Source organism: Desulfobotulus sp., assembly GCF_034006065.1.
Taxonomy (GTDB): Bacteria; Desulfobacterota; Desulfobacteria; order Desulfobacterales; family ASO4-4; genus Desulfobotulus.
This window is the reverse complement of sequence record NZ_JAVETM010000030.1, coordinates 1-24,697: the sequence shown is the minus strand read 5'-3', so window position 1 is coordinate 24,697 and position 24,697 is coordinate 1. Positions and strand designations below refer to the sequence as shown.

General features: G+C 48.7%; 19 protein-coding genes and 3 pseudogenes. 11 read left to right on the top strand and 11 right to left on the bottom strand.

Features of this window, described 5'->3' with window-relative positions; translation table 11 throughout:
• Window positions 1–5: 5 nt before the first annotated feature.
• From RBR60_RS11520 to RBR60_RS11510, 3 genes are read right to left on the bottom strand one after another with little or no spacing between them, the layout of a single operon-like run.
• Window positions 6–428, bottom strand: coding sequence for a chemotaxis protein CheW (locus tag RBR60_RS11520; RefSeq protein WP_320356893.1), 423 nt, complete (start codon window positions 426–428; stop codon window positions 6–8).
• Window positions 429–455: 27 nt separating this feature from the next.
• Complete coding sequence (locus RBR60_RS11515; protein ID WP_320356891.1) at window positions 456–2,285, bottom strand: chemotaxis protein CheW; 1,830 nt, start codon at window positions 2,283–2,285, stop codon at window positions 456–458.
• 47 nt (window positions 2,286–2,332) lie between these two features.
• Window positions 2,333–4,402, bottom strand: a complete 2,070-nt coding sequence (locus RBR60_RS11510) for a methyl-accepting chemotaxis protein (RefSeq protein WP_320356889.1) — start codon at window positions 4,400–4,402, stop codon at window positions 2,333–2,335.
• A gap of 470 nt (window positions 4,403–4,872) precedes the next feature.
• On the opposite strand from RBR60_RS11510, the gene RBR60_RS11505 reads away from it, so the two are divergent.
• The 8 genes and pseudogenes from RBR60_RS11505 to RBR60_RS16820 all read left to right on the top strand — a co-directional run.
• Entirely contained in the window at window positions 4,873–6,504 is a 1,632-nt protein-coding gene (locus RBR60_RS11505; protein ID WP_320356887.1) for a PAS domain S-box protein, read from the top strand.
• Window positions 6,505–6,526: 22 nt separating this feature from the next.
• On the top strand, window positions 6,527–8,398 hold the full coding sequence (locus RBR60_RS11500; protein ID WP_320356885.1) for a PAS domain-containing protein: 1,872 nt from the start codon (window positions 6,527–6,529) through the stop codon (window positions 8,396–8,398).
• Window positions 8,399–8,521: 123 nt separating this feature from the next.
• Window positions 8,522–9,115 carry a response regulator gene (locus RBR60_RS11495; RefSeq protein WP_320356883.1) on the top strand — a complete coding sequence of 198 codons (594 nt, stop codon included), beginning with the start codon at window positions 8,522–8,524 and terminating at the stop codon, window positions 9,113–9,115.
• Window positions 9,116–9,596: 481 nt separating this feature from the next.
• Window positions 9,597–10,970, top strand: coding sequence for an amidase (locus tag RBR60_RS11490; protein WP_320356882.1), 1,374 nt, complete (start codon window positions 9,597–9,599; stop codon window positions 10,968–10,970).
• Window positions 10,971–11,051: 81 nt separating this feature from the next.
• Window positions 11,052–11,855 (top strand): class D beta-lactamase, encoded by an 804-nt coding sequence (gene blaOXA, locus RBR60_RS11485; RefSeq protein WP_320356880.1) that lies wholly within the window; start codon window positions 11,052–11,054, stop codon window positions 11,853–11,855.
• A gap of 113 nt (window positions 11,856–11,968) precedes the next feature.
• Window positions 11,969–13,075 (top strand): kinase, encoded by a 1,107-nt coding sequence (locus RBR60_RS11480; protein WP_320356878.1) that lies wholly within the window; start codon window positions 11,969–11,971, stop codon window positions 13,073–13,075.
• Window positions 13,059–14,645, top strand: coding sequence for a GTPase family protein (locus RBR60_RS11475; RefSeq protein WP_320356876.1), 1,587 nt, complete (start codon window positions 13,059–13,061; stop codon window positions 14,643–14,645). The genes RBR60_RS11480 and RBR60_RS11475 overlap by 17 nt, the downstream gene beginning before the upstream one ends.
• Window positions 14,646–14,892: 247 nt before the next feature.
• Window positions 14,893–15,024, top strand: a pseudogene (locus RBR60_RS16820) (ClpX C4-type zinc finger protein); the annotation flags it as partial.
• A gap of 286 nt (window positions 15,025–15,310) precedes the next feature.
• On the opposite strand, the gene RBR60_RS11465 reads toward RBR60_RS16820, so the two are convergent.
• Window positions 15,311–15,865 (bottom strand): SelL-related redox protein, encoded by a 555-nt coding sequence (locus tag RBR60_RS11465; protein WP_413815464.1) that lies wholly within the window; start codon window positions 15,863–15,865, stop codon window positions 15,311–15,313.
• A gap of 229 nt (window positions 15,866–16,094) precedes the next feature.
• Between RBR60_RS11465 and RBR60_RS11460 the strand changes: the two genes are divergently transcribed.
• Complete coding sequence (locus RBR60_RS11460; RefSeq protein WP_320356872.1) at window positions 16,095–16,973, top strand: RNA polymerase sigma factor; 879 nt, start codon at window positions 16,095–16,097, stop codon at window positions 16,971–16,973.
• A gap of 744 nt (window positions 16,974–17,717) precedes the next feature.
• On the opposite strand, the gene RBR60_RS11455 is transcribed toward RBR60_RS11460, so the two are convergent.
• From RBR60_RS11455 to RBR60_RS11430, 7 genes and pseudogenes are all read right to left on the bottom strand, one after another.
• Window positions 17,718–17,957: a hypothetical protein gene (locus RBR60_RS11455; protein ID WP_320356870.1), complete on the bottom strand. Its 240-nt coding sequence runs from the start codon at window positions 17,955–17,957 to the stop codon at window positions 17,718–17,720.
• Window positions 17,958–18,249: 292 nt separating this feature from the next.
• A pseudogene (locus RBR60_RS11450) lies at window positions 18,250–18,557 on the bottom strand (superoxide dismutase).
• A 52-nt stretch (window positions 18,558–18,609) separates the two neighbouring features.
• Window positions 18,610–19,092, bottom strand: a complete 483-nt coding sequence (locus RBR60_RS11445) for a YbaK/EbsC family protein (RefSeq protein ID WP_320356868.1) — start codon at window positions 19,090–19,092, stop codon at window positions 18,610–18,612.
• A gap of 77 nt (window positions 19,093–19,169) precedes the next feature.
• Window positions 19,170–20,030, bottom strand: a complete 861-nt coding sequence (locus tag RBR60_RS11440) for a hypothetical protein (protein ID WP_320356866.1) — start codon at window positions 20,028–20,030, stop codon at window positions 19,170–19,172.
• 202 nt (window positions 20,031–20,232) lie between these two features.
• Window positions 20,233–20,349: pseudogene (locus tag RBR60_RS16815) on the bottom strand (IS3 family transposase); the annotation flags it as partial.
• A 313-nt stretch (window positions 20,350–20,662) separates the two neighbouring features.
• Window positions 20,663–21,439, bottom strand: a complete 777-nt coding sequence (locus RBR60_RS11435; RefSeq protein ID WP_320356865.1) for an epoxyqueuosine reductase — start codon at window positions 21,437–21,439, stop codon at window positions 20,663–20,665.
• A gap of 132 nt (window positions 21,440–21,571) precedes the next feature.
• The gene (locus RBR60_RS11430; protein WP_320356863.1) at window positions 21,572–21,727 is read right to left on the bottom strand and encodes a hypothetical protein; all 156 of its coding nucleotides are present in this window, start codon (window positions 21,725–21,727) and stop codon (window positions 21,572–21,574) included.
• Window positions 21,728–22,108: 381 nt separating this feature from the next.
• Here RBR60_RS11430 and RBR60_RS11425 point away from each other — a divergent pair, with 381 nt between their 5' ends.
• Together RBR60_RS11425 and RBR60_RS11420 are read left to right on the top strand one after the other, a co-directional pair.
• Window positions 22,109–22,546 carry a MarR family winged helix-turn-helix transcriptional regulator gene (locus RBR60_RS11425; protein ID WP_320356860.1) on the top strand — a complete coding sequence of 146 codons (438 nt, stop codon included), beginning with the start codon at window positions 22,109–22,111 and terminating at the stop codon, window positions 22,544–22,546.
• An 11-nt stretch (window positions 22,547–22,557) separates the two neighbouring features.
• Entirely contained in the window at window positions 22,558–24,417 is a 1,860-nt protein-coding gene (locus RBR60_RS11420) for an MATE family efflux transporter (protein ID WP_320356858.1), read from the top strand.
• Window positions 24,418–24,697: the final 280 nt, after the last annotated feature.

Genomic DNA, 24,697 nt, shown 5'->3' with positions numbered 1-24,697 from the left:
AACGTTTATGTTTCCAGTATGGTTTTCAGGTCCAGCAGAGCGATAAGCTTTTTATCCGTTTTAAAGACCCCTTTAAAAAAACGCCCCTGTGCGCCATTCAGATTGGGTGGTGGTGGTTCAATTTTTAAAGAATCCGCCATGACAACATCTTCTATTTTTCCCACCAGCAGCCCCAGATGTTCATCCTCGTATCCCACCACAAGGGTACGACTGTCTTTAACGGGCAGAAGTCCGAGCCTGAGGCCCATATCCATCACCGTGAGAATGCGGCCCCGAAGATTCATAAGGCCTTTGAGCCACGCATCTGAACCGTGTACGGGTGTAATTTCCGTATGATTGTTGATTTCCTGAATATTTAAAATATCAATGCCACAGAGGGTTTCTCCCACATAGAATGTGGCAAGTTCCAGAAGGGATGGGGCTGGCATGGGTTTTTCCTTTCCTGAAGATTTTTTTTATACATCCACGGTACTGCCCAGAAGGGTCCGGACCAGAGTGAAAATATCCACCATGAGAGTGGTGCGGCTGTTCACAATCATGGAACCCATGATACCCGGCTGTTTCAGGGTGCGCTGATCCATCTCAATGGTAAATTCCACCGCATCCACAGGCCCATTGACCATCAGGCCCATTTCCCTGCCATCTATCCGGAAAACAATGACATCCACTTTTTCATTCACACAGATGGGACCAAGACTGGTGCACTCCCCAAGCTCATGCAGGGGCAGCGAGCCTCCCCTGTACTGCAGCACCCTTCTGCCTCCTGCGTACTCAATATCTGCTGCCCTGATGCGCTCAATGCGTTCCACAAGATCCAGAGGTACGGCGCATTGTCCTTGTTCTCCGTTACGGAAAAGAAGCAGGGCTGTTTTGTCTTCCTTCAGGCTTTTTATTTTATCCCCATGCGTCTGATGGGTATGGCTTGCACTTGTGTCTGCTGCAACAAGGGATGCCATGTCTGCCAGAGAAGCCACATCCAGAATCAAAGCCACACGCCCGTCTCCCATAATGGTGGCCCCCGCATATCCTTTGCAGCCTGTCAGGTGACGGCCCAAGGGCTTTACCACAATTTCTTCTGAATCCATGAAGCCATCCACCAGAAGGCCGTAACGGAAAGTACCCGTAGAGACCACGGCAATATGTATGGCGCTTTCTGCCCTGTACCGGCGGTCTTTATTCTTCCTTGGCTGTAGTTTTTCAGCAGTGTCCGTTTTTGTATTTTTTTCTGCCCGGCTGCTCAGGTCCGGAGATCTGCGGTCTGCGATATTGATTCTGCGCTCGGGTTTTTCTTCTCCCGTAGCAGGGTCTTTGTAAGTGCGGAAGATGCCCAGCATTTCAGCCAGATTCAGTATGGGAAGCAGCACCCCCCTGAGTCTAAGAACCGGGGCATTGCCTACCCTTTCAATGCGTTCTTTCACCTGAGCTGCAGGAATGCGGATGAGTTCATCAAGATTGACCTGGGGAATGGCATAGCGCTCTCTGCCCACAGAAATAATCTGGCTGGGGATGATGGCAAGGGTCAGGGGAAGTTTGATGCGGATGTGGGTACCCTTATCAATTACAGATTCTATGTCTACAATGCCGCCCAGCCGGTCAAGGTTGGTTTTTACCACATCCATGCCTACTCCTCGGCCTGACACATCTGTAACCTGTTGGGCTGTGGAAAAGCCGGGGAGAAAAATGAGATTGGTTTTTTCCCTTGTCCCCATGGTCAGCAGTTCCGTTTCAGAAACCATCCCCTTGTTCAGGGCAGATGCGGCAATGGCTTCCGGGTCTATCCCTTTGCCATCATCTTCAATTTCTATATTTACCTGACCGGCGTCATGGAAGGCTTTCAGCTTTATGGCACCTGCCTCGGGTTTATTTTTTTGCAGACGAATCTCCGGCTTTTCAATGCCGTGATCCACGGCATTTCTCAGAAGATGGGTGAGGGGATCCTGAATGGATTCTATGATGGTTTTATCCAGCTCCACTTCATTGCCATGGATTGAGAGCTCAATTTTTTTATCAAGAGAAAGGGAAAGATCCCGGACTATGCGGCCGAATTTGTCAAAAACATTGGCGATGGGCTGCATGCGGGTACGCATGATGGCTTCCTGCAACTCGGATGTGATCATGTCAATGCGCTGCCCTGCCACTTCAATGGCTCTGGAATTGCTGTTGGAGATGCCCTGCGTAAGCTGATTACGGCTCAAAACCAGCTCTCCGGCCAGCGTCATGAGGCTGTCCAGAAGGTGTACGTTTACCCTGAGAGAGCCTGCTTGTCGGGTCTGGTCTTCGGACATGGAAACTCCTTTTTTATGGTCAACAGATACTGCCTATTGCGCGATCTTTACACTCTGAAGCGTCCCACAAGTTGCGTAAGCTCAGCCCCTAGCTCCGAGAGTTTTCCCGAGTTGTCGGCAACGGCCTGGGCTTCATTTTTGAGATGGTCACCCTGGGTGTTCACTTCGGAGATGTCGGAAGCAATTTCATGGGCTACTGAGGAAATCCGACTGATATTGGTATTCACTTCCTGAACGCCGGAAGAGGCTTCGGAAATGTTGCCTGCAATCTCTCGGACAGCTGCGCTCTGTTCTTCCACTGCGGTGGCGATGGCTCCGTTGATGTCCGAAATTTCTGAAATCACCCGAACCACTTCATCCATGGCTTTGAGGGTCTCTTCCGTCAGGCCCTGAACGGCTTCAATGCGCTCTCGGATTTCCTGGGTGGCTTTACCGGTCTGGCGGGCCAGTTCCTTGATTTCTCCGGCCACCACGGCAAAGCCTTTTCCCGCGTCTCCCGCCCTTGCCGCTTCTATGGTGGCGTTGAGAGCCAGCAGATTGGTCTGATCGGAGATATCCGTAATGGCTTCGGTCACGCTGCTGATCTGACGAGCCGCCTGCTCCAGGGCTTGCATATGGCTGGAGGCGGCTTTGCTAATGGTTACGGCGTTTTCAGAAATATGCCGGGCTCTTTCTGAGTTTGTTGCAATTTCCGTGATCGTGGATGTCATTTCTTCACTGGCCGTGGCTACCATCAGGGTATTGGTGCTGGCCTGCTCCATGGCTGCGGCAACGGCCTGCACACGACTGTTCATCTGCTGGGCCGCAGCAGCTACCCTGCCTGCATTTTGGGAAGTTCCTTCCGTGGCTCCGGCCATGCGGGAGGCAATGGCATCCAGCCCTTGGGAGGTCTGCCCAAGGTTGCGGGCATTGACCTGGATTTGCCCCATCATGCTCTGAAGTTTTTCCATGAAACCATTGAAACGTAAGGCCAGAAGTCCGATTTCATCCCCGCTCTGAACAGGAAGGCGGGAGGTGAGATTGCCTTCTCCTTCGGCAATTTCTCTGAGATTTTTCGCTACCATGCGGATGGGGCGGACGATCATACGGTCTGCGATGAAATAAACCAGAATAAAGAGTACGAGGATGGAAAAAATACCCAGCGCTGTACTGACATTGCGCATGCGGCGGGAGCCTTCCAGCACCTTGTCCAGGGATACGGCCAGCCCAAGACTCCATGGCCCCTGGCTGTTGCCGAGCTGAATGGGGGCATATACGGTGAAGCTGCGTCCGCCGAGAAGGGCCGATCGACCATATTCTGTGATGAGTTTTCCATGGGCCACTGCCTGGATGATGTTTTCGCCAATTCCGAAATCCCGCATATGCGCTCCAATGGCTTTTTCCAGGGGGTGGGCCGCACCCACGCCATCATTGGATAACAGGAAACCGTAACTGTACTCCTTGCCAAAGGGATGCACTCCGGCAATGATGGCGGACATGTGATCCATGGAAATATCAATGCCGGTTACACCCACAATCCGTCCTTCTGCACGGATGGGAACACTGAGGGAAACCAGCATGATTTGTTTTCCGCCGATTTCATAGGCTGTGGGTGGGGTGATGAATTCCTTACCGCTTCGGAAAGGCTCCCAGTACCAGCGGCCATGAGGACTGTTTTCATCGTAGGCGCTGGAGTCCGAGAGATCGAGCTCTGGTTTTCCGCTGAGCCTGTGCCAGTAGGGCATGAATCGGCCTCTGTCATCACTGCCGGGCGTATGGAGAAAGTCAGAGTCTTTGCCGTCAAAGGCCTCGGGATGCCATACGGCCCATATTCCCCAATAGTTTTCATTGGCCGCAAGGAGTCCGTGGAGAAGCGCATTGACCATGGAGCGGTCCGGAGCATTTTTTGTGCCCTGAATCGATCCCAGCATCTGGGCCAGCGCCCTTGCTGCATCCAGGGGTTCTTCCATTTTGGCCTTGATGACACCGCCGTGGCGGTGAGCTGCTTCGATGGCAAGGCGCTGTCCGTTTTCAAATAGCTGTTCTGAGGCCATGGATGTGATGAGCCAGATGGTCAGCACAAAGGCCAGAGATGCTACGCCGCAGACACTGCCGATCATTTTTTTTCTGAGCGTCATTGTGGTTGCTACCTTCTCCTGTTTTTCTGAAAAACATGTTGATTACGGATTTTAAGTTTATTAAGTGTTTTTAATGTCGTTTATGTTCGACTGGTATTTTATGTGGTGAGGCTTGTCAAGAATTTTTATGTTTTGCACAGATGCCTTGCAGGAGAGGTGATGAAAGGGGGCTCAGGAATGCTGAAAAGAGCCACACGCCTCAGAATGAAATGGCTGAAAAAGTTTTTGTAAGAAACACAGCAGATGATTTTTCAGGAGATTTACCAGGAAGCTGAAAGCAGATTTTCAAAATGTGATCTGCCTCTTGGGGTGAATATTTTTCCGGCACAACGCCACGAATGAGGATTGACATGCTTTTTGAACGGATTAAGCCCTTACAGTTCCTTACCGGGACAGAGCTTTTTTTTATCTTTCTGGTTTTTGTGTGCTTTTTTGAAATGCTGCGCATGAAAAAAAGAAACCGGGTTCTTATGAAAAAAAACAGAGACTATGAGGAGACCTTTCAGCGTTTTTTTTACAGCAACAGCATCCCCATGGCGCTTACGGATATGGAAACCGGGGTTTTTGAGGATGTGAATCCATCTTTTTTGGAGATCACGGGTTATACCAGGGAGGAGATCCTGGGGCGGACCTCCCTTGATCTGGGAATCATTACACCGCCGGAGCGTGAGAGAATGAAAGCGAGGCTTGAGGAAAAGGGGGCTCTGGAAAATATCCGGGTACACCTTCCTGTAAAGTCCGATGAGAGGAAATACTACATCTGTTTTGGGGAGGCCGTGCGCATGCCCACAGGCAGAAAGATTCTCTGTGTGGCGAGGGATATTCATCTTTTGCTTACCGCCCGGCAGCTGTTGGCAGACCAGGAAAACCTGTTGGATACTATCTTCCGGAATTCGCCGGATTTTCTTGTTTTAAAGGACAGGTCTTCGGTCTACAAAAAAGTAACTCCAGCTTTTTTTAATTATTTCAAAGGTATTAACGAAAGCGGCTGCGTTGAGGGGAAAACGGATTTTGATTTTTTTTCAGAGGATAAGGCCAGAGAGCACAAGATGGAGGATGAGGAGATTGTGGCTTCCGGCAGAACGATGATTTTAAACAAATCCTATAAAAGTGATATCGGAAGGCGCTGGTATCATATTGTTAAGGCTCCCATCAAGGATGCTGTGGGCGAGGTTTCGGGGATTTTATGCACCATCCGGGATGTGACAACGGAAAAGCGCATGGAAATGCTCCTGCATGCCCGATTGTGCATCAGCGAGTGCAGGGCTTCCACCAACAGCTATGGCCTTATGAAAAAAATTATTGAGACTGCTGGAGAAATCACGGAAAGCGGTTTTTCTTTTTTCTGTTCTGCAAGGAAGAATGGAGGCCATGGGGTAGATCTTCTGATCCACGGGCCTGAGGGATTTGTGCACACGGGGGATGCTGTATTTGTCGCAAAACTTCTCGTCTCTTCCCCTTTTATGATGTGCAGGCAAAGGGGAGAGGGAGTGATCTGCAATATCCCGGATGGAATCTCTGCTATCGCTTTTCCGGGGGTTGGCTCTGTCCGGTCCATGATTCTTCTTCCTGTTTTTGAGGAAAAGCAGCTGGTGGGTTTTTTCGGGGCAGGGAACAAGGACACAGAATATGATGAGTTGGACAGGGAAATGATGAAAGAACTCTGTCATATGGGATGCGATATTCTGAAACTGAAAAGGACAGAGGAAAAATGGACAGAGGTGAGGCGGATACTGAAAAATATAGCAGAGCATTTTCCGGGTATGATTTTCAGGTCAGGCGTATCATTTCCCTGGCCCATGGAACATATCAGCGGCACCTGTGAGCCGTTGACAGGATATGGGCCTGAGGTTTTTGTCCAGGCACCGAAACTTCCTTTTTCTTCCATCATCCATCCGGAAGATGTGAAAAAACTGGAGTCGACCATTGATCATTCTTTTTTAAATCAGGAGCCCTATGAAAGGGAATATCGGATTTTTCACAAAAAGGGGACATGGCGCTGGGTGTTGGAACGGGGTGTGGGGGTGTGGGGAGAGGATGGCAGCCCTGTGGCCATAGAAGGGGTGATCACGGATATCCATCTATGTGGAGGCCCGAAATAGCCTTAAGAAGCAAGAGCTTCTCATGAAAACCATACTGGATGGCATTTCCGACATGATCATGCTGCTCAACCATGAACTCCGTATTCTGGCCATCAACAAGGCGGGGGCTGAGATCATGGGAAAAACACCGGAAGAAGTGCTGGGGCTGAAGTGTTATGAGCTGCTGGCCTATCCCGAGCCCTGTGAACCCTGCGCGGTTCGCCAGGCCTTTGAAATGAAGACGAATGTAAAGGCCATGCATTTTAATACCTGTTTCAACGCCTGGTTTGACTACAACACCATGGTGGTGAGGGGTGAAGACGGGAGTTTTCCCATGGTCATCGCCCAGATCCGGGATGTGACGGACCAGGTGCATAAAGACCATGAGTTGCGGCTTCTGGAGTCTGCCATGCAGCAGACAGCGGAGATGATACTGATTACGGATCAAAATGGTTTTATTCAGTATGTGAATCCAGCAGTTGAGAAGGTAACAGGTTACACCGTTTCTGAAATGATCGGTCAACATCCAAAAATGCTGGCGGGTGATCCCCCCACCATGCCTCCATCCCATTACAGAAAAATGTGGCAGGTACTGCGGGCAGGAGAGAGATGGCAAGGCCGTTTTGTGAATCGGAGAAAATCAGGTGAAATATTTACGGAACAGTCATCCATTACTCCCATATGGGATAGAAAGGGGAATATTGTTGCCTTTGTGGGAGTATCAATGGATATCACAGAAGAACTCCAGAAAGAAGCCCAGCTGTACCAGGCTCACAGAATGGAAGCCATTGGCTCCCTTGCCGGAGGCATTGCCCATGATCTGAACAATATTCTGTTTCCTCTGATGGGATATGCGGGACTGATCCGGGAAGAAGTGGCTGAAGACAGTGTGCTTTTCAGCTATATCAATGAAATCCTCATTGCAGCCACCAGGGCGAAGGATCTGGTGCGGCAGATTCTCACATTCAGCCGGAACTCCAGTGAGGAAAAGATTTCATTGAACATGGCGGCCCTTTTAAAGGAAATACTGCATTTTTGCAGAGCAAGTATGCCCAGCACCATCACCATACGCAATGATATGGATGTGGCATGTCGCCCTGTGTGGGCTGACCCCACACAGATGCACAGGATTTTTATGAACCTCGTAACCAACGCCTTTCATGCCATGGAAGGAGATGGGGGGGTACTCACCCTGTCGTTGCGTGAGGTTGTCATATCCGGGGATGAAAACCCCCTGCTGGCGGAAGGTTGCTATGCCCGTGCGGAGGTTGCGGACACGGGGATGGGTATTGATCCTTTACATCTGGATCGGATTTTTGATCCGTATTTTACCACAAAAGGCAAGGATAAGGGCACGGGCCTTGGGCTTTCTGTTGTTCATGCCATTGTAAAAGAACATGGAGGTCACATTGAGGTGAAAAGTTTTCCGGGTGAAGGGACGCGTTTTATGGTGTACATTCCCTGCGCCATGGAAAATCCGGTGGCGGAAGCCAGCGGGGAGGAAGGGTGTGCTTTTTTTCATCCCAATCTGAGCGGGAGCGAGCACATCCTTGTTCTGGATGATGAAGAAGCCATTGCAAGGATGCTTTCCCATCTTCTGGAGCAGCTGGGCTATCGCATAACTATGTGCACCCGGAGTAAAGAGGCCCTTTCCCTGATCGCTGCTGATCCTTTTACCTATGACCTCGTAATTACGGACATGACCATGCCGGAGATGCAGGGGGAGAGGCTTTGCGCCAGTATCCGGGAGATTCGCAAGGATCTGCCCCTTCTTTTGTTTACGGGAATCGGCGATACTTTAAGTCCGGGGGAACTGGCATCCATGGGATTTGCGGGCATGGTGAGAAAACCGGCCCGGCATACGGAAGTTGCCATTAAGATAAGAGAAATACTGGATCAGAAAACAAGTCGTTGACTTCTGTTTTTGATTTTATATATGGAGCAAAGAAGTAAAGCAGGGTGTCTGATTTTTTCGTGTGAGATCTGATCTGCAAGGCTCCTGATGCTTGTGTTCCAGACAGAGAAAGGCGTGTAACCCATGAAGCCATCCAGATCCTTCTACAGCATTCCTGAGGCTGCGAGTCTCTGCGGTGTCAGTCGTTCCACTTTGTGGAGCTGGGTAAAAGCGGGCAGTGTAAAGGCTATGGTCACCCCAGGCGGGCATCATCGCATTGCGCCTGAAGAAGTGGAACGTCTTCTGAGAGGAGAGGGAGAACTCCCCCAGAAAAGTGAAGGCGTACAGCGGGTATTGATTGTGGATGATGATCCGCAGATGGTGAAAATTCTGCAGGCCAAATTTTCCAGAATGGGGATTGAAACGGAAACGGCCAGAAATGGTTTTGAGGCCGGAGTCAAGGTAACAGAGATGCTGCCGGATCTTGTGATGCTGGATCTCTATATGCCGGGTATCGATGGTTTTGAAGTCTGCCGGATGATCAAGGAAAAAAAAGAACTCAGTGGCATCAAGGTTCTTGCCATGACAGCCTTTGACAAGGGAGATACAGAACAGACGCTGCTGAAGATGGGGGCGGATGCCTGTATTTCCAAATCTTTGGATATGGAATCTTTCATGGAGAAAGTAATGATGGTTCTTTTGTCACCGCCGCGATCCGCTGTGAAAAAAATCAGCTGATGTTTGAAGTCCGCTCCCCGGATTCCTCGGGATCATGGAGCTGGCCCTGGTTATGTGGTGTTGGGGCCGGATTCCAGGAAAATCGCCAGAGTGCTTCTATCTACCTTGAGTTCTGCATGACCAAAGGCCCTTTGTTGTCGCCCGCTAGGGTCTGTGCACGCGCAGGCGTGGATTCTGAAAGGCTTTTTTTGTATGGGGACGTCGCAGGTTTTAGTGAAAAGGCATTGGATGGATTTAAACGCTCTGCGATATGGAAGGCAGTGCCTGCGCTTCAGTGAAATTCGAGGTGTGTTCCTATGGACTGAAAGGGGCATTACGGTTCAGTCCTGCCAGGACATAGCGAGGAAAGCAAGCTTGTTTTTAAACCTGGTATTGAAGGTGTATCTGACGATATCGCTTGGAAACCTGCAGGTCTTTGGTCATAATCGGTTTCACAGAATCCGATACCGTAAGTTCTTTTTCGGAAGTATAGAGGGGGATTATGCAGCAGATCATGAATCTTTCCGCAACGGCCCTGGCCAGAGCCATCCGCGCCAAAGAGATTTCATCCACAGAGTTGGTGCATGCCTGCCTGAAGCGCATTGAAGAAGTGAATCCGAAGCTGAATGCCGTTGTGCAGCTTGCCGGAGACAGGGCTTTGGCTGAGGCTGCCGCTGCGGACAGGGCTTTGATGCGAGGGGAAATTCGAGGGCCTCTGCATGGGATTCCTGTCACCATTAAAGATTCTCTGGATACGGCAGGTATTGTAACCACAGGGGGGACAAAGGGCAGGGCGGGCTTTGTTCCGGAAAAGGATGCCACGGTTGTTCAGCGCCTGCGGGCGGCCGGTGTCATTCTCCTTGGTAAGACCAATACTTCCGAGCTTACACTCAGTTATGAAACGGATAATCTTATCTATGGCCGGACAAATAACCCCTATGATCTTTCCCGTTCTCCGGGGGGAAGCAGTGGCGGGGCTGCTGCCATTGTGGCTGCCGGAGGCTCTGTGCTGGATATGGGCAGTGATTACGGAGGAAGTCTCCGGTATCCGGCCCATTGCTGCGGTATTGCCACCATTCGTCCCACTTCGGGACGCGTGCCGCGTACGGGGCATATTCTGCCCTTTGGGGGTGCGCTGGATTCTTTGCAGCAGATAGGTCCCATGGTACGTTATGTGGAGGATCTCATCTTGTTGCTGCCTCTGATTGCAGGGCCTGATTACAAAGACCCCGCCATGGTCCCCATGCCGCTGAAAGATCCGGAAAAAGTGAATCCCGAGGGGCTCAGGGTGGCCTTTCATGTGCATAATGGTATTGCCTCTCCTGTACCTGCCATAGAAAAAGCTGTTCGTGATGCAGCTCTTTTTCTGGAGCGCCAGGGTTGTATTCTTACCGAAGTGCGTCCGGATGGCATTGAGCTCTCCTATGATCTCATGATCCGACTTTTATCTGCTGACGGAGGCGCTTCCATACGAAGGCTGCTGCGGGAGGCGGGAACAGAAGAGCATGGTCTACCCTGGCTTGGGCTTGCAGAGCCTGTGGATGCCATCAGCCGTGATTCGCTTATGATGGAATGGAGTCGGTTCCAGAGTCGCATGCTGCACTTTTTCAGGGATTACGATCTGATTCTCAGCCCTGTGAATGCCCAGGCGGCTCTGCCCCACGGGTCTTTTGGGCCGGAACTGGAGGCTTTCAGTTACACGATGACCTATAACCTTACAGGATGGCCTGCGGCCGTTGTCCGTGCAGGAACATCAGCGGAGGGACTTCCCGCAGGTGTACAGATCATTGCCCATCCATGGCGGGAAGATGTGGCACTGGCTGCCGCTGGTTTGATTGAAAAGGCCTTAGGCGGTTTTCAACGGCCAGTGATATGAAAACAGTGTCATGTCTTCTGTAAAATCCGGGAGAATACTTTGGAAAAAATGCGAAGTTTACAAAAAGGAGATCCCTGCTCCATGAACAGGATTCTTGCAGCAATGTTTTGTCTGATGTTGAGCGGAGTCTTGCCTGTTCATGCGGAAGATGCTGTTTTGGCGGAACTGTTTCAAAGCCGGAATGTTGCAGGTACTCTGGTGATCAGTTCTCAGGATGGCGAGACAATATATGTTCATAATGAAGAACGCGCGCGTACGGCCTATCTACCCGCATCCACCTTTAAGGTACTGCATACGCTCATTGCCATGGAAGAGGGGGGGGTGGCGGATGAAAAGGAAGTGGTGCCATGGGATGGAAAGCACAGGGGACCTGCTTCATGGGACAGGGACCAGTCCATTGAGACGGCTTTTGGCGTATCCTGCATATGGTTCTATCAGCATCTGGCAGGGCGCATGGGTTCTGAAGTTTATACAGAGTATCTGAAAAAAACGGGGTATGGAAATGCACAGGCAGGCCCGGATGTCCGCAGCTTCTGGCTGGAGGGGGATCTTCGGATCAGCGCCATGGAGCAGCTTGATTTTCTGAAGGGATTCCATGCAAGGAGGTATCCTTTCAACAGGGCTTCCTATGATCTGGTGGAAAGACTGATGCTTGTGGATCAGAGTGAAATGTCCATGATCCGCGCAAAGACAGGTTGGGTCCAGAAGGGAAAACCGGAGATCGGTTGGTATGTGGGTTATGTGGAAACACTCGAAAACGTTTGGTTTTTTGCCATGAATATGGATATTCTTGAGCCCGAAGAAAGCCGTTTCCGGCAGATCATCACCATGGAGGCCCTGAAGTCCAAGGGGATATGGGGGAATGCAGGGATGAAAAAGCTGTGAGATTGATGTTTTTCACGGGTGCCTGATCTGAATGTTCTTTCTTAAAGCGATCTTATCCTTTCAGTTCTGTTGATTGGATGCCTGTTTTTGACGGATGACAGATTGGAGGCTTCATGAATAAGATCATAAAGACAATGATGGAAATGCTGAATCCTCAAAAAAACACCGAGCTGAAACCTGCGTTTCAATACAGCCGGGAGCATTTGCCCACCCTTTGGCTTCTGGGTAAAACAGGGGCAGGAAAATCCTCTCTGATTCAGACGGTAACGGGCCTTGACGGGGTGGAGATTGGCAATGGCTTCCGACCCTGCACGCCTACGGCTTTGCGTTATGTGTTTCCGCCGGAAAAGCCCCTCATGGCCTTTCTTGATACCCGGGGGCTGTCTGAGGCAGATTACGACCCTTCGGAGGATATCAGGGTATGCGGTGCTGCCAGCCATGCCCTGATTGTTGTGATGCGGGCGGAAGATCCTGAACAGAGTGATGTTCTCCGGGCCCTTCATCAGATTCGCGCCTCCGGTAAAATCCGGGATCTGCTCCTTGTGCATACGGGCATTGAGCTCATTGAAAGTCTGGACGAGAGGCAGCGCTGCATAGGTCATAATAAAAATCAGGTGGAGATGGTCTGGGGGCTTGCGGATCAGGTGGCCGTTGATTTTATTGGGAAAAATGGGAGGCCAGCGGGTATTGCAGACCTGATCCATAAGCTGCAGGAGCATCTGCCTGTTATTGCCGCCCTTTTTGAAGAGGAAATGAACGCCGGGGTGGAAGAGGAGAATTTTCTTAAGCTCAAAAAGGAAGTGATGTGGTATGCGGGGGCTGCCGCAGCAACGGATGTGGTGCCGGGACTTGGACTTTTTTCCGTTCCGGCCATCCAGTCCAAGATGCTGCACAGTCTGGCAAGGCAGTATGGGCTGGAGTGGAACCGCACGCTTCTCAGGGATTTTTTCGGAGCCATGGGCGCAGGCTTTGCCCTGCAGTATGCCGCAGCCTTTGGCCGCAGACAGCTTGTGAAGCTGATCCCGGTTTATGGACAGATCATCGGCGGGGTTTCAGCCGGGGTTGCCAGTTATGGATTCACCTATGCTTTAGGCCGTGTGGCCTGCATGTATTTTTATGGGAAGAACAGCGGAGATCCCCCTTCTCCCGAGGAGATGAAGGAACGTTTTGACAGGGTTTTTACCCGAATGACCAGGATGATGCATGATAAAAAAGATTAAGGGATACCAGGCCATGGCCCGGCTCATGGACCGTTTTTTCCCTCTGATGCTGGCGTCTGCGTTTCTGCCTGTATTGGTGCTGGCAGGCTTTGGTCTTTATGCGGTGTTTTCTGGCGGTTATGTTCTGCATTTTGCCCTTGTTCTTCTGGTTTTAAGCCTCTGTATCACCCTTGCCATGTCCATTGCCGCAAGGCGGGGCAGGCAGAAGGAAAAAACCATACCTGCGGAAGCGGAGCTTCTGCCCGAAGGAGATCTGCCCCCGCACTGGTTGCCCCGTGACCGGGAGGTTTACGTCAGTCTTGTCCCTGAGATAAGGGAGTTGCTTCAGGAAAGATTCGAGTGGATAAGGTTTCATGAACAGGGCCTGGAGGTTCTCAGGCGTGTGGCCTGCCATTACGGCAGGGAGGGAAGGCACGGAGAATGGTCCTTTACCCTGCCTGAGATTCTGGCGGTGGGAGAAACCATCAGCAGGCGTTACAGAAAAGTGCTCAAGGATCATGTTCCTGGCATTGATCACATCCGGATTTCCTCAATTTTTCTCATTCATGACCAGAAGGAGCGTTTCCGGAAGGGAAAGCGTCTTTATGACGTGTACCGTGCCCTGCGGCTTCTGACTCCGGAGGGCTGGATAGCCGAGTTGCGAAGCTATATCTTTCGCCAGGTTTTCAGCGAAATGAGCGAAGAGGTGCAGCAGAAGCTGCGCTATCTTTTTTTTCTGGAAGTGCTGCGGACGGGCATTGACCTCTATGGGGGGCATTTCCGGCTGGATCAGGAGGAGCTTGGGGAATCCAAAGCCGCGAAGAAAGACAAAAAACGTCTGGCCCTGCCGCCCGAGCCCCTGCGCATCTGCATGCTGGGGCAGGTAAGTGCTGGTAAATCCACCCTTGTCAATGCGCTGACAGGAGCCATGCAGGCGGAGGTGGATGCCCTTCCGGCAACGGACAGGGGGCAGGTATATCGCTGCCGCATGGAAGGCGGGCAGGTTCTGAACATGGTGGATCTTCCTGGTCTGGATGGCAGTGAGGCAGGGCAAAAAGCGCTTCTGGAAGAAATTGTGACCTGCGACCTTGTTCTTTGGGTTCTGAGGGCGAATCAGCCTGCCCGGAAACTGGATGTGGATTTTCTGAAGAAGCTGCATTCCTGGCAGGGTGAAGAAAAAAACAGGACGAGAAGGCTGCCCGTCATGCTCGGTGTGCTGCATCAGGTGGACAGGCTGGCAGTGCCGGAGAAATGGCAGCCCCCTTCAGACCTCAAGGGGGATTCTGCCATGGCTGTCATCATCCGTGACGCTCTGGAGTATAATCTTTCCCTTCTTCCTATGGATGAAATGATTCCCCTTGCCCTGCCCGCATCCGGATCGCCCTTCAATCTGGAGGTGCTGCAGTCCGCCATACAGATGCACTGTATGAAGGCTGTGCATGTGCAGATGAACAGAAGGCGGCTGGATACGGGGACGTTTTCCATGAAAAAAGAATGGGCGCGCATGAAAAGCGGTGTTGCGGGACTCCTTCATATCTGGCGGGATACGGAAGAGAAGGGGGCTTCAACGGGCGGGACAGATCCGTCGTGAAGCAGGATTTGGAGTTAAGGCAGTGGCTTTAACCCCTGCGGACTCTGCTTGGTCTTAAGAGCTCATACGGCCCAATGTCGGGCATTATGATGAAATTTTTGGATACCTGCCGAAAGCGGCAGATTCTATTTTGTGACTATGGTATGAGATTTTTTTGTTTGCCCCAGGAATGGGACAGAAGAATCCATCACCAGGCAGGATATTCTGACAAAGCCCGGATGTGCAGGGCCGCTGGAACTACCCATTATTGAAGGAGAGAGCTTTGAATAAATTGTATTGCAGCTTCTGTTGCAAAGAAGATAGCGAGGTCAAGAAGCTGATTGCTGGGCCTATGGTGTTTATCTGTGATGATTGTGTGTTGCAGTGCGCCCGTATGCTTCTGGAGAATGGCACTTTCGAACTTGAAGATCTGCAGGCCCCGCCATCTGAAATCGGCTGAACCGTTTTTGTCGGATTGGGGTGTCTTACGCCTTTTGTCCGCGCAATCTTCAGTTGGTTTCCTGAAATAAAAAGACCCTATGGAGCCCTTTCCCTCTGGGAGAGGGCCGGAGGGTGGTGGGGTCTCTGCCATGCATCAACGGCCTGAAGTGCGGGAGGGCTTCCCTGCGGGGGAAGCGTCTCCCGCTTTTTCGTTCTTGGGAAAAAATGGCTACAAAATGAGTATTCTATGATGTTCGGGCTGCTGCCCTGAGAACATCATTAAGGTCTGCCTCATCCCCTGCCATGCTGTTGATATGCTCAAAGAGCAGCCTGTTTCCGGGTCCGATGACAAAAATACCTCCCTGCTGCCAGAGATCTCCGGCACTGCGACCCTGCCGGAATCCCTGTTTTATGGCCTTGAACCCGCGCACCAGAGGAGAAGGTCCCAGTGTCCGCCAGAACCCCCGTTTCAAATTAAAGACCTTGTATGCATTCAGTTCCGGATCCAGATACATTTCCCCATGGTATGAAAATTTTTCAACAAAGTAACGGCCATCTTCAGGTGTCCCGCTGCCGATGCTGACTAATGCCACTTTCATTGCATCCAGCTCTTCTTTGATATCCATCAGGGCAGCCACCTGCTGCCGGGCAAAGAGTCAGCCGTAGTGACGGAGGAATACCAAAACGACTCTGCGGTCCTGCCACAAAGAGTCCAGTGGAACCGGGTGACTGCTGAGATCAAGTACAGAAATTTTGGAAACATCTGGGGTTGCATCTTTTCGCATGTCTTCCTCCTTCATTCCTCTCTGATTCTGACTGTTGCATCCTGCCAGTACATAAGGACGATACCTGAAATCCATATGATCCTGTTTACCATTGAGCTTTTTCCTTTGTTTCCTTTTTACCTGATACATCTGTGAATGTGGTCTGTGACAAAAAAATGTTTCTGTCACACAGGGGGATTTCTGCTGTATCAGAAGTCAGAAGATTTTTTTGTCTTCCCCATGAAAATAGGAGAATCTTAAAAAAATGAAAAACCCGTTTAAAGAGGAAAAGGATGACGGGACATCGGATCTACTGCTGGTCCAGGCCTGTCTGGATGGAGATGCACAGGCCCTTGAAAGACTTGCTCTCCGCCATCAGGCATGGATTTATAACATTGCCTTCAAGATGGTGATGGATCATGAGGATGCCATGGATATCACCCAGGAAATTCTTATTCGGATGCTTACCCGTCTTTCAGGATATCATCCTTCCAAGGCGGCCTTCCGTACCTGGCTTTACCGCATTGTGGTGAACCATGTGCTGAACATGAAAAAAAAGAAATTTGAAGTGCGTATCCATGATTTTGACACCTATGTGGCGCTTATTGAGAAAATGCCCGACGACAGAACCCACTCCCATCCGGAAACCGCCCTTTTGGCGGAGGAAGTAAAAACCGGATGTATGATGGGGATGATACTCTGTCTGAAACGACCGGAAAGGATGGCCTTTCTCCTTGGTGGTGTCTTTGGTGTGAGGGACAGGCTGGGAGCTGAGTTGATGGATATTTCCCCAGAAGCTTTTCGTAAAAAGCTATCCAGGGGACGGCAGAGGGTGAGTCATTACATGCAGGGGATCTGTGGCCATGTGGATGCGTCCAATCCATGCCGCTGCACCCAAAAGGTGAAAGCTTTTGCGGACATGGGTATGCTGGGTGCGGAGCATCTTCGCTTTCACAGGCCGGAAGGTGTACGGGTGAGAGAAGTGATGGGGGAACGCATCATGCGCTTTGAGAAGAGCTACTATGACCCATTTATCGCCCAGTTCAGGGATCAGCCCTTTTATGATTCACCGGACATGGCGGAGTGGCTGGATGGTATTCTCAAAAAAGATGACTTTAAAAATTTATTCCATCTGCATCCATGAGGGACTTTTCAAAGAAAAAAGAGCTGGCCAACAACAACGTGGGGGAGATCAATGGTGTCTGACAGCATAGCAGGCAATAGCCTTCGCCACTGTTTGCCCGGTATGGCCTATCATCGCCGAAAGGATGAATTCCGGACCCCCACCTTTGCCAGTGAAGGCGCCTGATGTCTTTTCGGGGATCTGGCCTAAACAACAAAGTGGGTGTCGCATGGTACCGATAAAAAAGTCCGGCAATGAGGACTTCTTTGCACCTTTATGCTTGCGGTATTTGAGAAAAGCTTTACCGGCAAGAACAACAAAATGGGTGTCCTATGGAACTGGTGCTATGGAACTGTCTTCTCAATCAGTGTGCTCAGGGTCACGATTTCCTTCTTTGCCAGTCGGTGGTGTGATATGTTTCACCTCCCTCGTTGGAGGTGACAGCATACCGCATGGGTTGGAGGCAGATCGTAAAACTCGTGTCCCCTAAGAGCTTAATATACGACGTTTCTTACTAATAAGACCGAAACCCACTCGACAAAGTATCCGCTGTTTCAGATCTGATCACAACAATCAGGCATTTTTATCTCCGTCGAGTGGGAAATGAATTTTTTAGTAACAGCTGTTAGGCTGCCGTATTCTGCGACGGTCTCTGCATCTATACGGCAGAGAATTTTCAGGTCAGCCTGACGTGACTGAAGAGACAAAAAAAGCCTGCAACACAAAGGCCTGCAGGATTCATCGGACTCTCTTTCAATCTGTTTTTTAAACTGTTTTGAGAGTTTTTACGGCACCGATGGACCGGAGCAGCTCATCATACTCACGGGTTCTGGTCCTCAACTGCTCTGCAAGTCTGTCCCGCTCCCGCCGCAGGACAGACAGGGCTTCCCGCTCATTGGATCCTTGATCTGACTCTCCATGTCTCTGAAGGAATAAGCCAGGAGAATCCGTAAAATGGACACTTCCAAGCTGGATCAAAATGGCTTTAACTTCTTCCCTTTTCATTTTTTTTCTCCTTTTTTAATAAAAAATAAACAATAAAATAAAATAGTTAAATCTAAAAAACAAAAAAAGACCCAGGCGCAAACAAAAACACCCGCACCAGCCTTTGGGCTGAATGCGGACGTAAAAATGAGACAGAATCAAAAAACAGACCACCCTTACAAAAAAAACAAATTTAATATAACAAAAAAGATATTTTTGTCAAATATTATTTTAGAATATAATTGTCCAACCCTTTCCTGCATTACAGATTGGCTTCAAAAAAAGCTGCCACCGCATCCCAGTCAACCACATGTCAGAAGGCATCAATGTAGCTGCCCCTTTTGTTCTGGTAGCTCAGGTAATAGGCATACTCCCATACATCCAGTGCCTGAATGGGTTTTCCCTGTTTTTCAACGGTATCCATCAGGGGATTATCCTGATTGGGTGTGGATGTAATGAAAAGGGAACCCTCCTTTGCAACACAGAGCCGACCCATTCGCTGCCAAAACGGGAAAGGGCCGCCTGGGTGAAGGCTTCTTTAAACGCATCAAAGGAGCCAAAGGATGCCTCAATTTTTTCCCCAAGCTTTCCCTCTGGCGCACCACCACCATCGGGAGACATCACCTTCCAACAACAAAATGGGTGCCCTTTGGAACTGGACTATAATGGAACTTTATTTAGCCAAATCTATCCATTGACCTTGTGTGAGGTCGCCCAAATACTGTGGATTGAGCTTAAATACTGAATTCGGAGTTCCTGCTGCCGCCCAAATCTCAGTGTATTGATGTAAGTCTATATCCAAGAGAGTTTGAACCGATGAGCTGTGTGCGACCGGTGGAACCCCGCCAATGGCATAGCCAACTTTTTCTCGTACAAACGCAGCGTCCGCTTTTTTGAGTACAATGCCCGTTGCCTCTCTTACTTTATCAAGACAAACCATGTTGGTACCTGACGCTACCACTAAAACGGCCTCCCCCGTTTCTCCGTGCTTGAAAATTAAAGACTTCGCTATTTGGGAAACCGTACAGCCTATAGACTCTGCTGCTTCTACCGCTGTACGGGTCGAGCTAGGCATTTGTTGGACAACAAAGTCCTGACCATGCTGGGACAAAAATTCTTGCACTTTCAGTGATGAAGCTTTCAATTCCTTTGACATGTTTTCTTCCTATTTTCGTTAGGTCGATGATAAACATAACGGGGCCTTCACCGGCGGGGATTGAGCCCAGCGGAATCTCAGTTTGTGCAGGCAATCTTCATAATATCATGATCCTTGCTCAAATAAAGAGCGCATCGACTGAAGAAATCATGCCCGATTACTCCCATCGGTTTGAACTGGTCCGGCAAAGGCATTCGAATCAATTGCAGGGTAATCATCTTTTCTCCACAATCGACATGACCACTCACCGCCTCACAACGTCCACCAGGCAGGTTAAACGCGCAAGGAGCGATCAAATCGTTATTAATAGTTGCGGAAGCCTTTATGATCGATATACTGGCAGCACAATCCAAGACAAAAGGCCAATCCTGGTTACCGATATGCGCTGATATGACGAGTCCTTCGTCCTCACGCGTGAATTGAAGATCCTGCGTTGAGTGGTAGAGCGCGTCGAAAGCAATTGGGGTATCGCTCATTAAGATCTTCTTCCGGGGAAAATCGATGACGAGTTCTTTTTGTTGAAGAACATCAAGCCCAATGACGGGTAATTGGAACTCGGATTTCCCCACTCCCCAGTCAGACAAATATTGCCCGGTGACATTGCGAAATAGCATTCCATTCATCTGCAATTCAGGGATCATGAACTCCGCATCTTCGCGGACCCTTCCAGCCAGGTCAATACTCTTTACTGTACGGCCTGTCAATTTGAGTCCGTGTATAGTATCAGCAGTCAGCTTCGGTAAGTGCAGACCCTTGGCTCCCGTATCTACATAGAACTTCCCGCGGTGCTTGCCGATCACCAATTCGACCATGGGAAGGTTTGCATGATCGAAAGATATGGGGATCTCAATCATAGAAATTGATGAGGAATAGGTTGAAGATACTGACAAGATGAAGATGACGCATAGCAAGATCATTCGTCGATATGTAGCGGTCATAAATTATACCTCTTTGCATAGAGTTTGCGAAATAAACTACTAATAAGATCATAATTCATTCGGCATTAAGCCAAAATATACTGAGTTTCCTTTGCTCTAAAAAAAGTGCTAACTTTTATGGTATGCTTTTGCAATGCTATCAAGATGGGAAAGACCTTTTTTCTGTGGGGTCAGTCGCCAATAGCGGACACCAACATATGTAAGCCACCTGGTGCTCTTTGAAAAATTGTTTCTCATAGGCTGCGGGACAGAGATAGCCAAGCCTCTTCTGTCGTCGTTGCCGATTGTAAAAAATTTCTATGTAGGTTGTGATCTGGGAACAACAAAGTGGGTGTCCTACCGTTTACTACTACCGTTTAGTTTATATAAACCGACTTATGGGTAAAGATGAGCCCAGTGGAAAAGGGAGCCTTGAGGATATTTTTTTCTCCCCTCTCCTGTGGGAGAGGGGCCGGGGGTGAGGGCAGAAAGTAATAAACAACCACGATGTTCATCTCTTTGTTTCAAAAATGACCGTGCGGAGTATAATTTCCATAATTAAGGTTCATATGACTGAAAGACTGCTGTAATCAGATTTTGTAATATAATCTAAGGTTTAATTGATTAAAAACAGGTCCTCCAGAAATTCTTAGTTATTTTCCTACCGGACACGTATATTCACACAGCCTGCAATATTTTACCAAAGGTTCCTTGCCGTCCTTGCTTTTAGAGCTTTCGTTCAGGTCTTTTTCCATCCTTATACTACAGAGATCCCTATTGTAAGTGCCATCCCTTCCGGGCAGGGAATCAGAAAATTCAAAGGTGCTGAAAATGGGAGGCTTTTCGTTCATCGCATTTTCCGGGCAAATTTTCCTGCAATAAGCCTTACAGTCAGCACAGGGATCAAAGGCAACAGGTCCGGTTGGGGAGAGTTCAGCATCTAAACATAATGCCCTGAGTCGAATTCGGGGACCATGGGACGGAGTTATCAGCATATTATTCTTCCCAATACACCCAAGTCCTGCCAGCACCGCAGCATCTTTGAGGAAAATCCCTCCTTTTTCGATAAAATAATGAAGCTTCGTGGTTTTTATTTTCAAGGTGTTTTCAATTTCCTGGCTTGTCCGTTTTATGATGTCAATCAAAATACGGTTACCGGATGTTCCTCTGCCATCCCACCAGTCAAGCTCAGGCTTATCCTGAGGATGTGAGAGTCCAATCACGAGTATGGATTTTACAGAATCAGGCCAGGAGAATAATTGATAATCAGGAAGATTATTCTCATTGATAACCCCCGCTCCTGAATAGTCTCCCATTTTCTTGTATATGGTGTGAGACGCTGATTTTTTGATGTCTTCCATCCTTGCTATACCGGCAAGGGTGGCTCCGTTTTTCATGGCCCTTTCAATAATATGCTTTCCAATGTCCATTGCTCACATTCTCCTGCTTTTGTAAAAAAAGAAGAGGGTGCCCTTGGCCCAGGCGGGAGGGAAAACTTACGACGCGGTTCAGCGTAAAGGCAGAAGTGCTCCGTATCCAGTTTTATATGGAGCCATGCTTCATCAGGCCGCATCAAAAAAGAGATCGCACCGAATCCCAGGCACAGATCGAAGTCCCCTGAGCTTGCAGTGCATCCTCAATACTTCCGGATCACCCACGGCGGTTCCGAACTGGTCCAGCAGGGTATCCATGGAAGAAACAAAAAGAGCCGCATCCACACCTAACCGCTTTAGAATTGGCGGGGTTTTTTCACGGATGCTCCTCTTTTTTCGCCGGAGTTGCCTGCCTGTCCAGCCCACCAGCTCTGCATATTCATGGAATCCGAAGGGAATGGCAAAGGAAATATCTGTGAGGTTGTCAAAGGGGGCAAGGGAAGCTCTGGGTTTTGCAGGGGGGATATCCGGGGATGTATCCGATGGTTGAGTGGACGGTTCGAAACAACAAAGTGGGTGTCCTATACAAAGTGGGTGTCCTATGGTTCACTATCCTATGGCTCCTAATGGTTCCTTCCCATGGTTGATATGAATTCTATTGACAAAAGTACGATTTCGTACTAGGGCTTTAAACGGTATGAAATCGTACTTTTTAAGGAGGGAGTAATGACTCAAAAGAGCTTTGAAGAAATCCATCGAATCAATTATCTGACTTCTGAAATGGAAGCATTGTATCATCAGGCATCCTTGAAGCTCGGTATTACAGATAGCGTTTCTATTGTTTTGTATACTATCTACAATACAGGTGAAAATTGTTTGCTCAGCGATGTTTATAAGAAATCGGGAATCAGCAAGCAGACGGTAAACTCGGCGATTCGAGGATTAGAGACCGATGACATTCTATATCTGGAAAAGTACACAGGAAGATCAAAAAAAATTGTCTTAACAGAAAAGGGTAGGGAGTATGTGAATAAGACTGTAGCTAAACTCTATGAAGCGGAAGTAAGGGCTTTTGAATCCTGGTCAACAGAAGAAATCAATACCTATATCCGTCTAATGGGAAAATATGTTGACTGTTTTCGTACTCAAATTGCTGGTTTATAAGAGACAAAATTATGAAGATACAGCTTTCAGATCGTTTTACCTATGGTAAGCTGATTAACTTTACACTTCCGTCCATTGCTATGATGATTTTTACATCCATTTATAGCGTGGTGGACGGTTTTTTTGTTTCTAATTATGCAGGCAAAATTGCATTTTCTGCAGTCACTCTGATCATGCCATTTTTGATGATCGTGGCAACTGTGGGCTTCATGTTTGGCACCGGAGGAACCGCCATAGTTGCCAACACCTTTGGTGCGGGTGACAAGGAAAAGGCAAACAGATATTTTTCCCTGTTCGTGTATGTGGCTTTCGTTCTTGGTGTACTATTCGCTATATTAGGATTTGTATTCATTCGTCCGATTGCTACACTTCTTGGTGCAAAAGGCGAGCTACTTGAGCATTGTATTGTTTATGGACGAATTGTTCTCACAACTTTACCGTTTTTTGTGTTGCAGCTTATGTTTCAGAGTTTTTTTGTAGCAGCAGAAAAGCCTCGACTCGGCCTTTTCGTGACTGGTGCAGCCGGTGTTACCAATATGGTTTTGGATGCGGTATTAGTGATTTCCCTGCCGCTGGAATATAAGCTGGCAGGAGCAGCTATTGCCACATCTGTCAGCCAGTTTATAGGCGGTGTTATACCACTTATTTATTTTTCGATGAAAAACAGCAGTATTCTTCATCTTGGTAAAACCATCTTTGATGGCAAGGCAATTTTTAAAGCTTGTACCAACGGATCTTCCGAATTCATGAACAATGTTTCCATGAGTATTGTGGGAATACTCTATAACATACAGCTTCTGAAATTCGCCGGAGAAAATGGGGTGGCTGCCTACGGTGTCATGATGTTTGTGAGCATGATTTTCTCGGCAACCTTTATAGGCTACTCTATAGGGGTCGCACCTGTTTTCTCTTATCATGATGGATCAAGAAATCACGATGAACTCAAGGGACTTTTGAAAAAGAGCCTTCGTCTACTTGGGGTTAGTGGAATCGTTATGGTAACTGCCGCACAGTTGCTTGCTGTTCCGTTGGCACAAATTTTCGTGGGATACGATAAGAAACTGATGGATCTGACTGTTTCAGGGTTCCGAATTTTCGCCATTGCTTTTCCCTTTATGGGTTTTGCTATTTTTGGCTCAGGCTTTTTTACTTCCATGAACGATGGGCTAACATCCGCTATCATTTCCTTCTTGCGGACATTGGTGTTCCAACTCGGCGCCGTTTTGCTTCTCCCGATGATTTGGGGAATTGATGGTATTTGGATTTCCATTGTTGTGGCTGAAGTAATGGCGGTTGTGTTTACATTAGTATTCCTTATCGCAAAGCGAAAAAAATATCATTATTCAGCAAAAGGAGCATCATATATGAATTTTAAGTTATTACCTGTCAGTCAAGAAGATTTGAGAGATTACAAAAAGGATATGCAAGAGGCTTTCCAAAAAGGAGCAGCAGCGGAATTTTCTGACTTAGATGAAGAGATACTTCCCGAAGAGGATATCGACCGTTCATTAAATATCAAAGGGGCAATCGCTTACAAAGCGATAATAGATGGTGAAATGGTTGGCGGTGCAATGGTTGTAATTGACGAGGAAGCACAGTGCAATCATCTTAATTTTCTCTATGTTAAATATGGAACTCAGAGTCGTGGTGTGGGACAGACCATTTGGAAAGAGCTTGAAAAACTGCACCCTGACACCAAAGTTTGGGAAACCGTTACTCCATATTTTGAAAAGCGAAATATTCATTTTTATGTAAATCGTTGTGGTTTTCACATAGTGGAATTTTTCAATCCTCAGCACAAAGACTACCATACGCCTGAAAATATGTTAGGTGGAGATTATTTCTTCCGTTTTGAAAAGCAAATGGTGTGAAGACAAATTTCATATGACCATATCCATAAGCCGTGCAAAGGGAAAAACTATTGTTGTGACGGCAGGCAAGTTATGTGCTAAAAACGCAATAAAGTAGCCAAATATCTTCCTTCTTAATCATAGAGATATGATTGTTGTATATGTAGTCGTCTTGGTGCGAAGCGTGCGTATAACGGGGCGGTGGTTTCCGCCGCCCTATGGCGCGGCGTGTCCGTCTCCCACAGCCACTCCACCCACTAAGGCAAGTTTTTTCCTCCCCAATTCTTCACCCCCCCCCTTC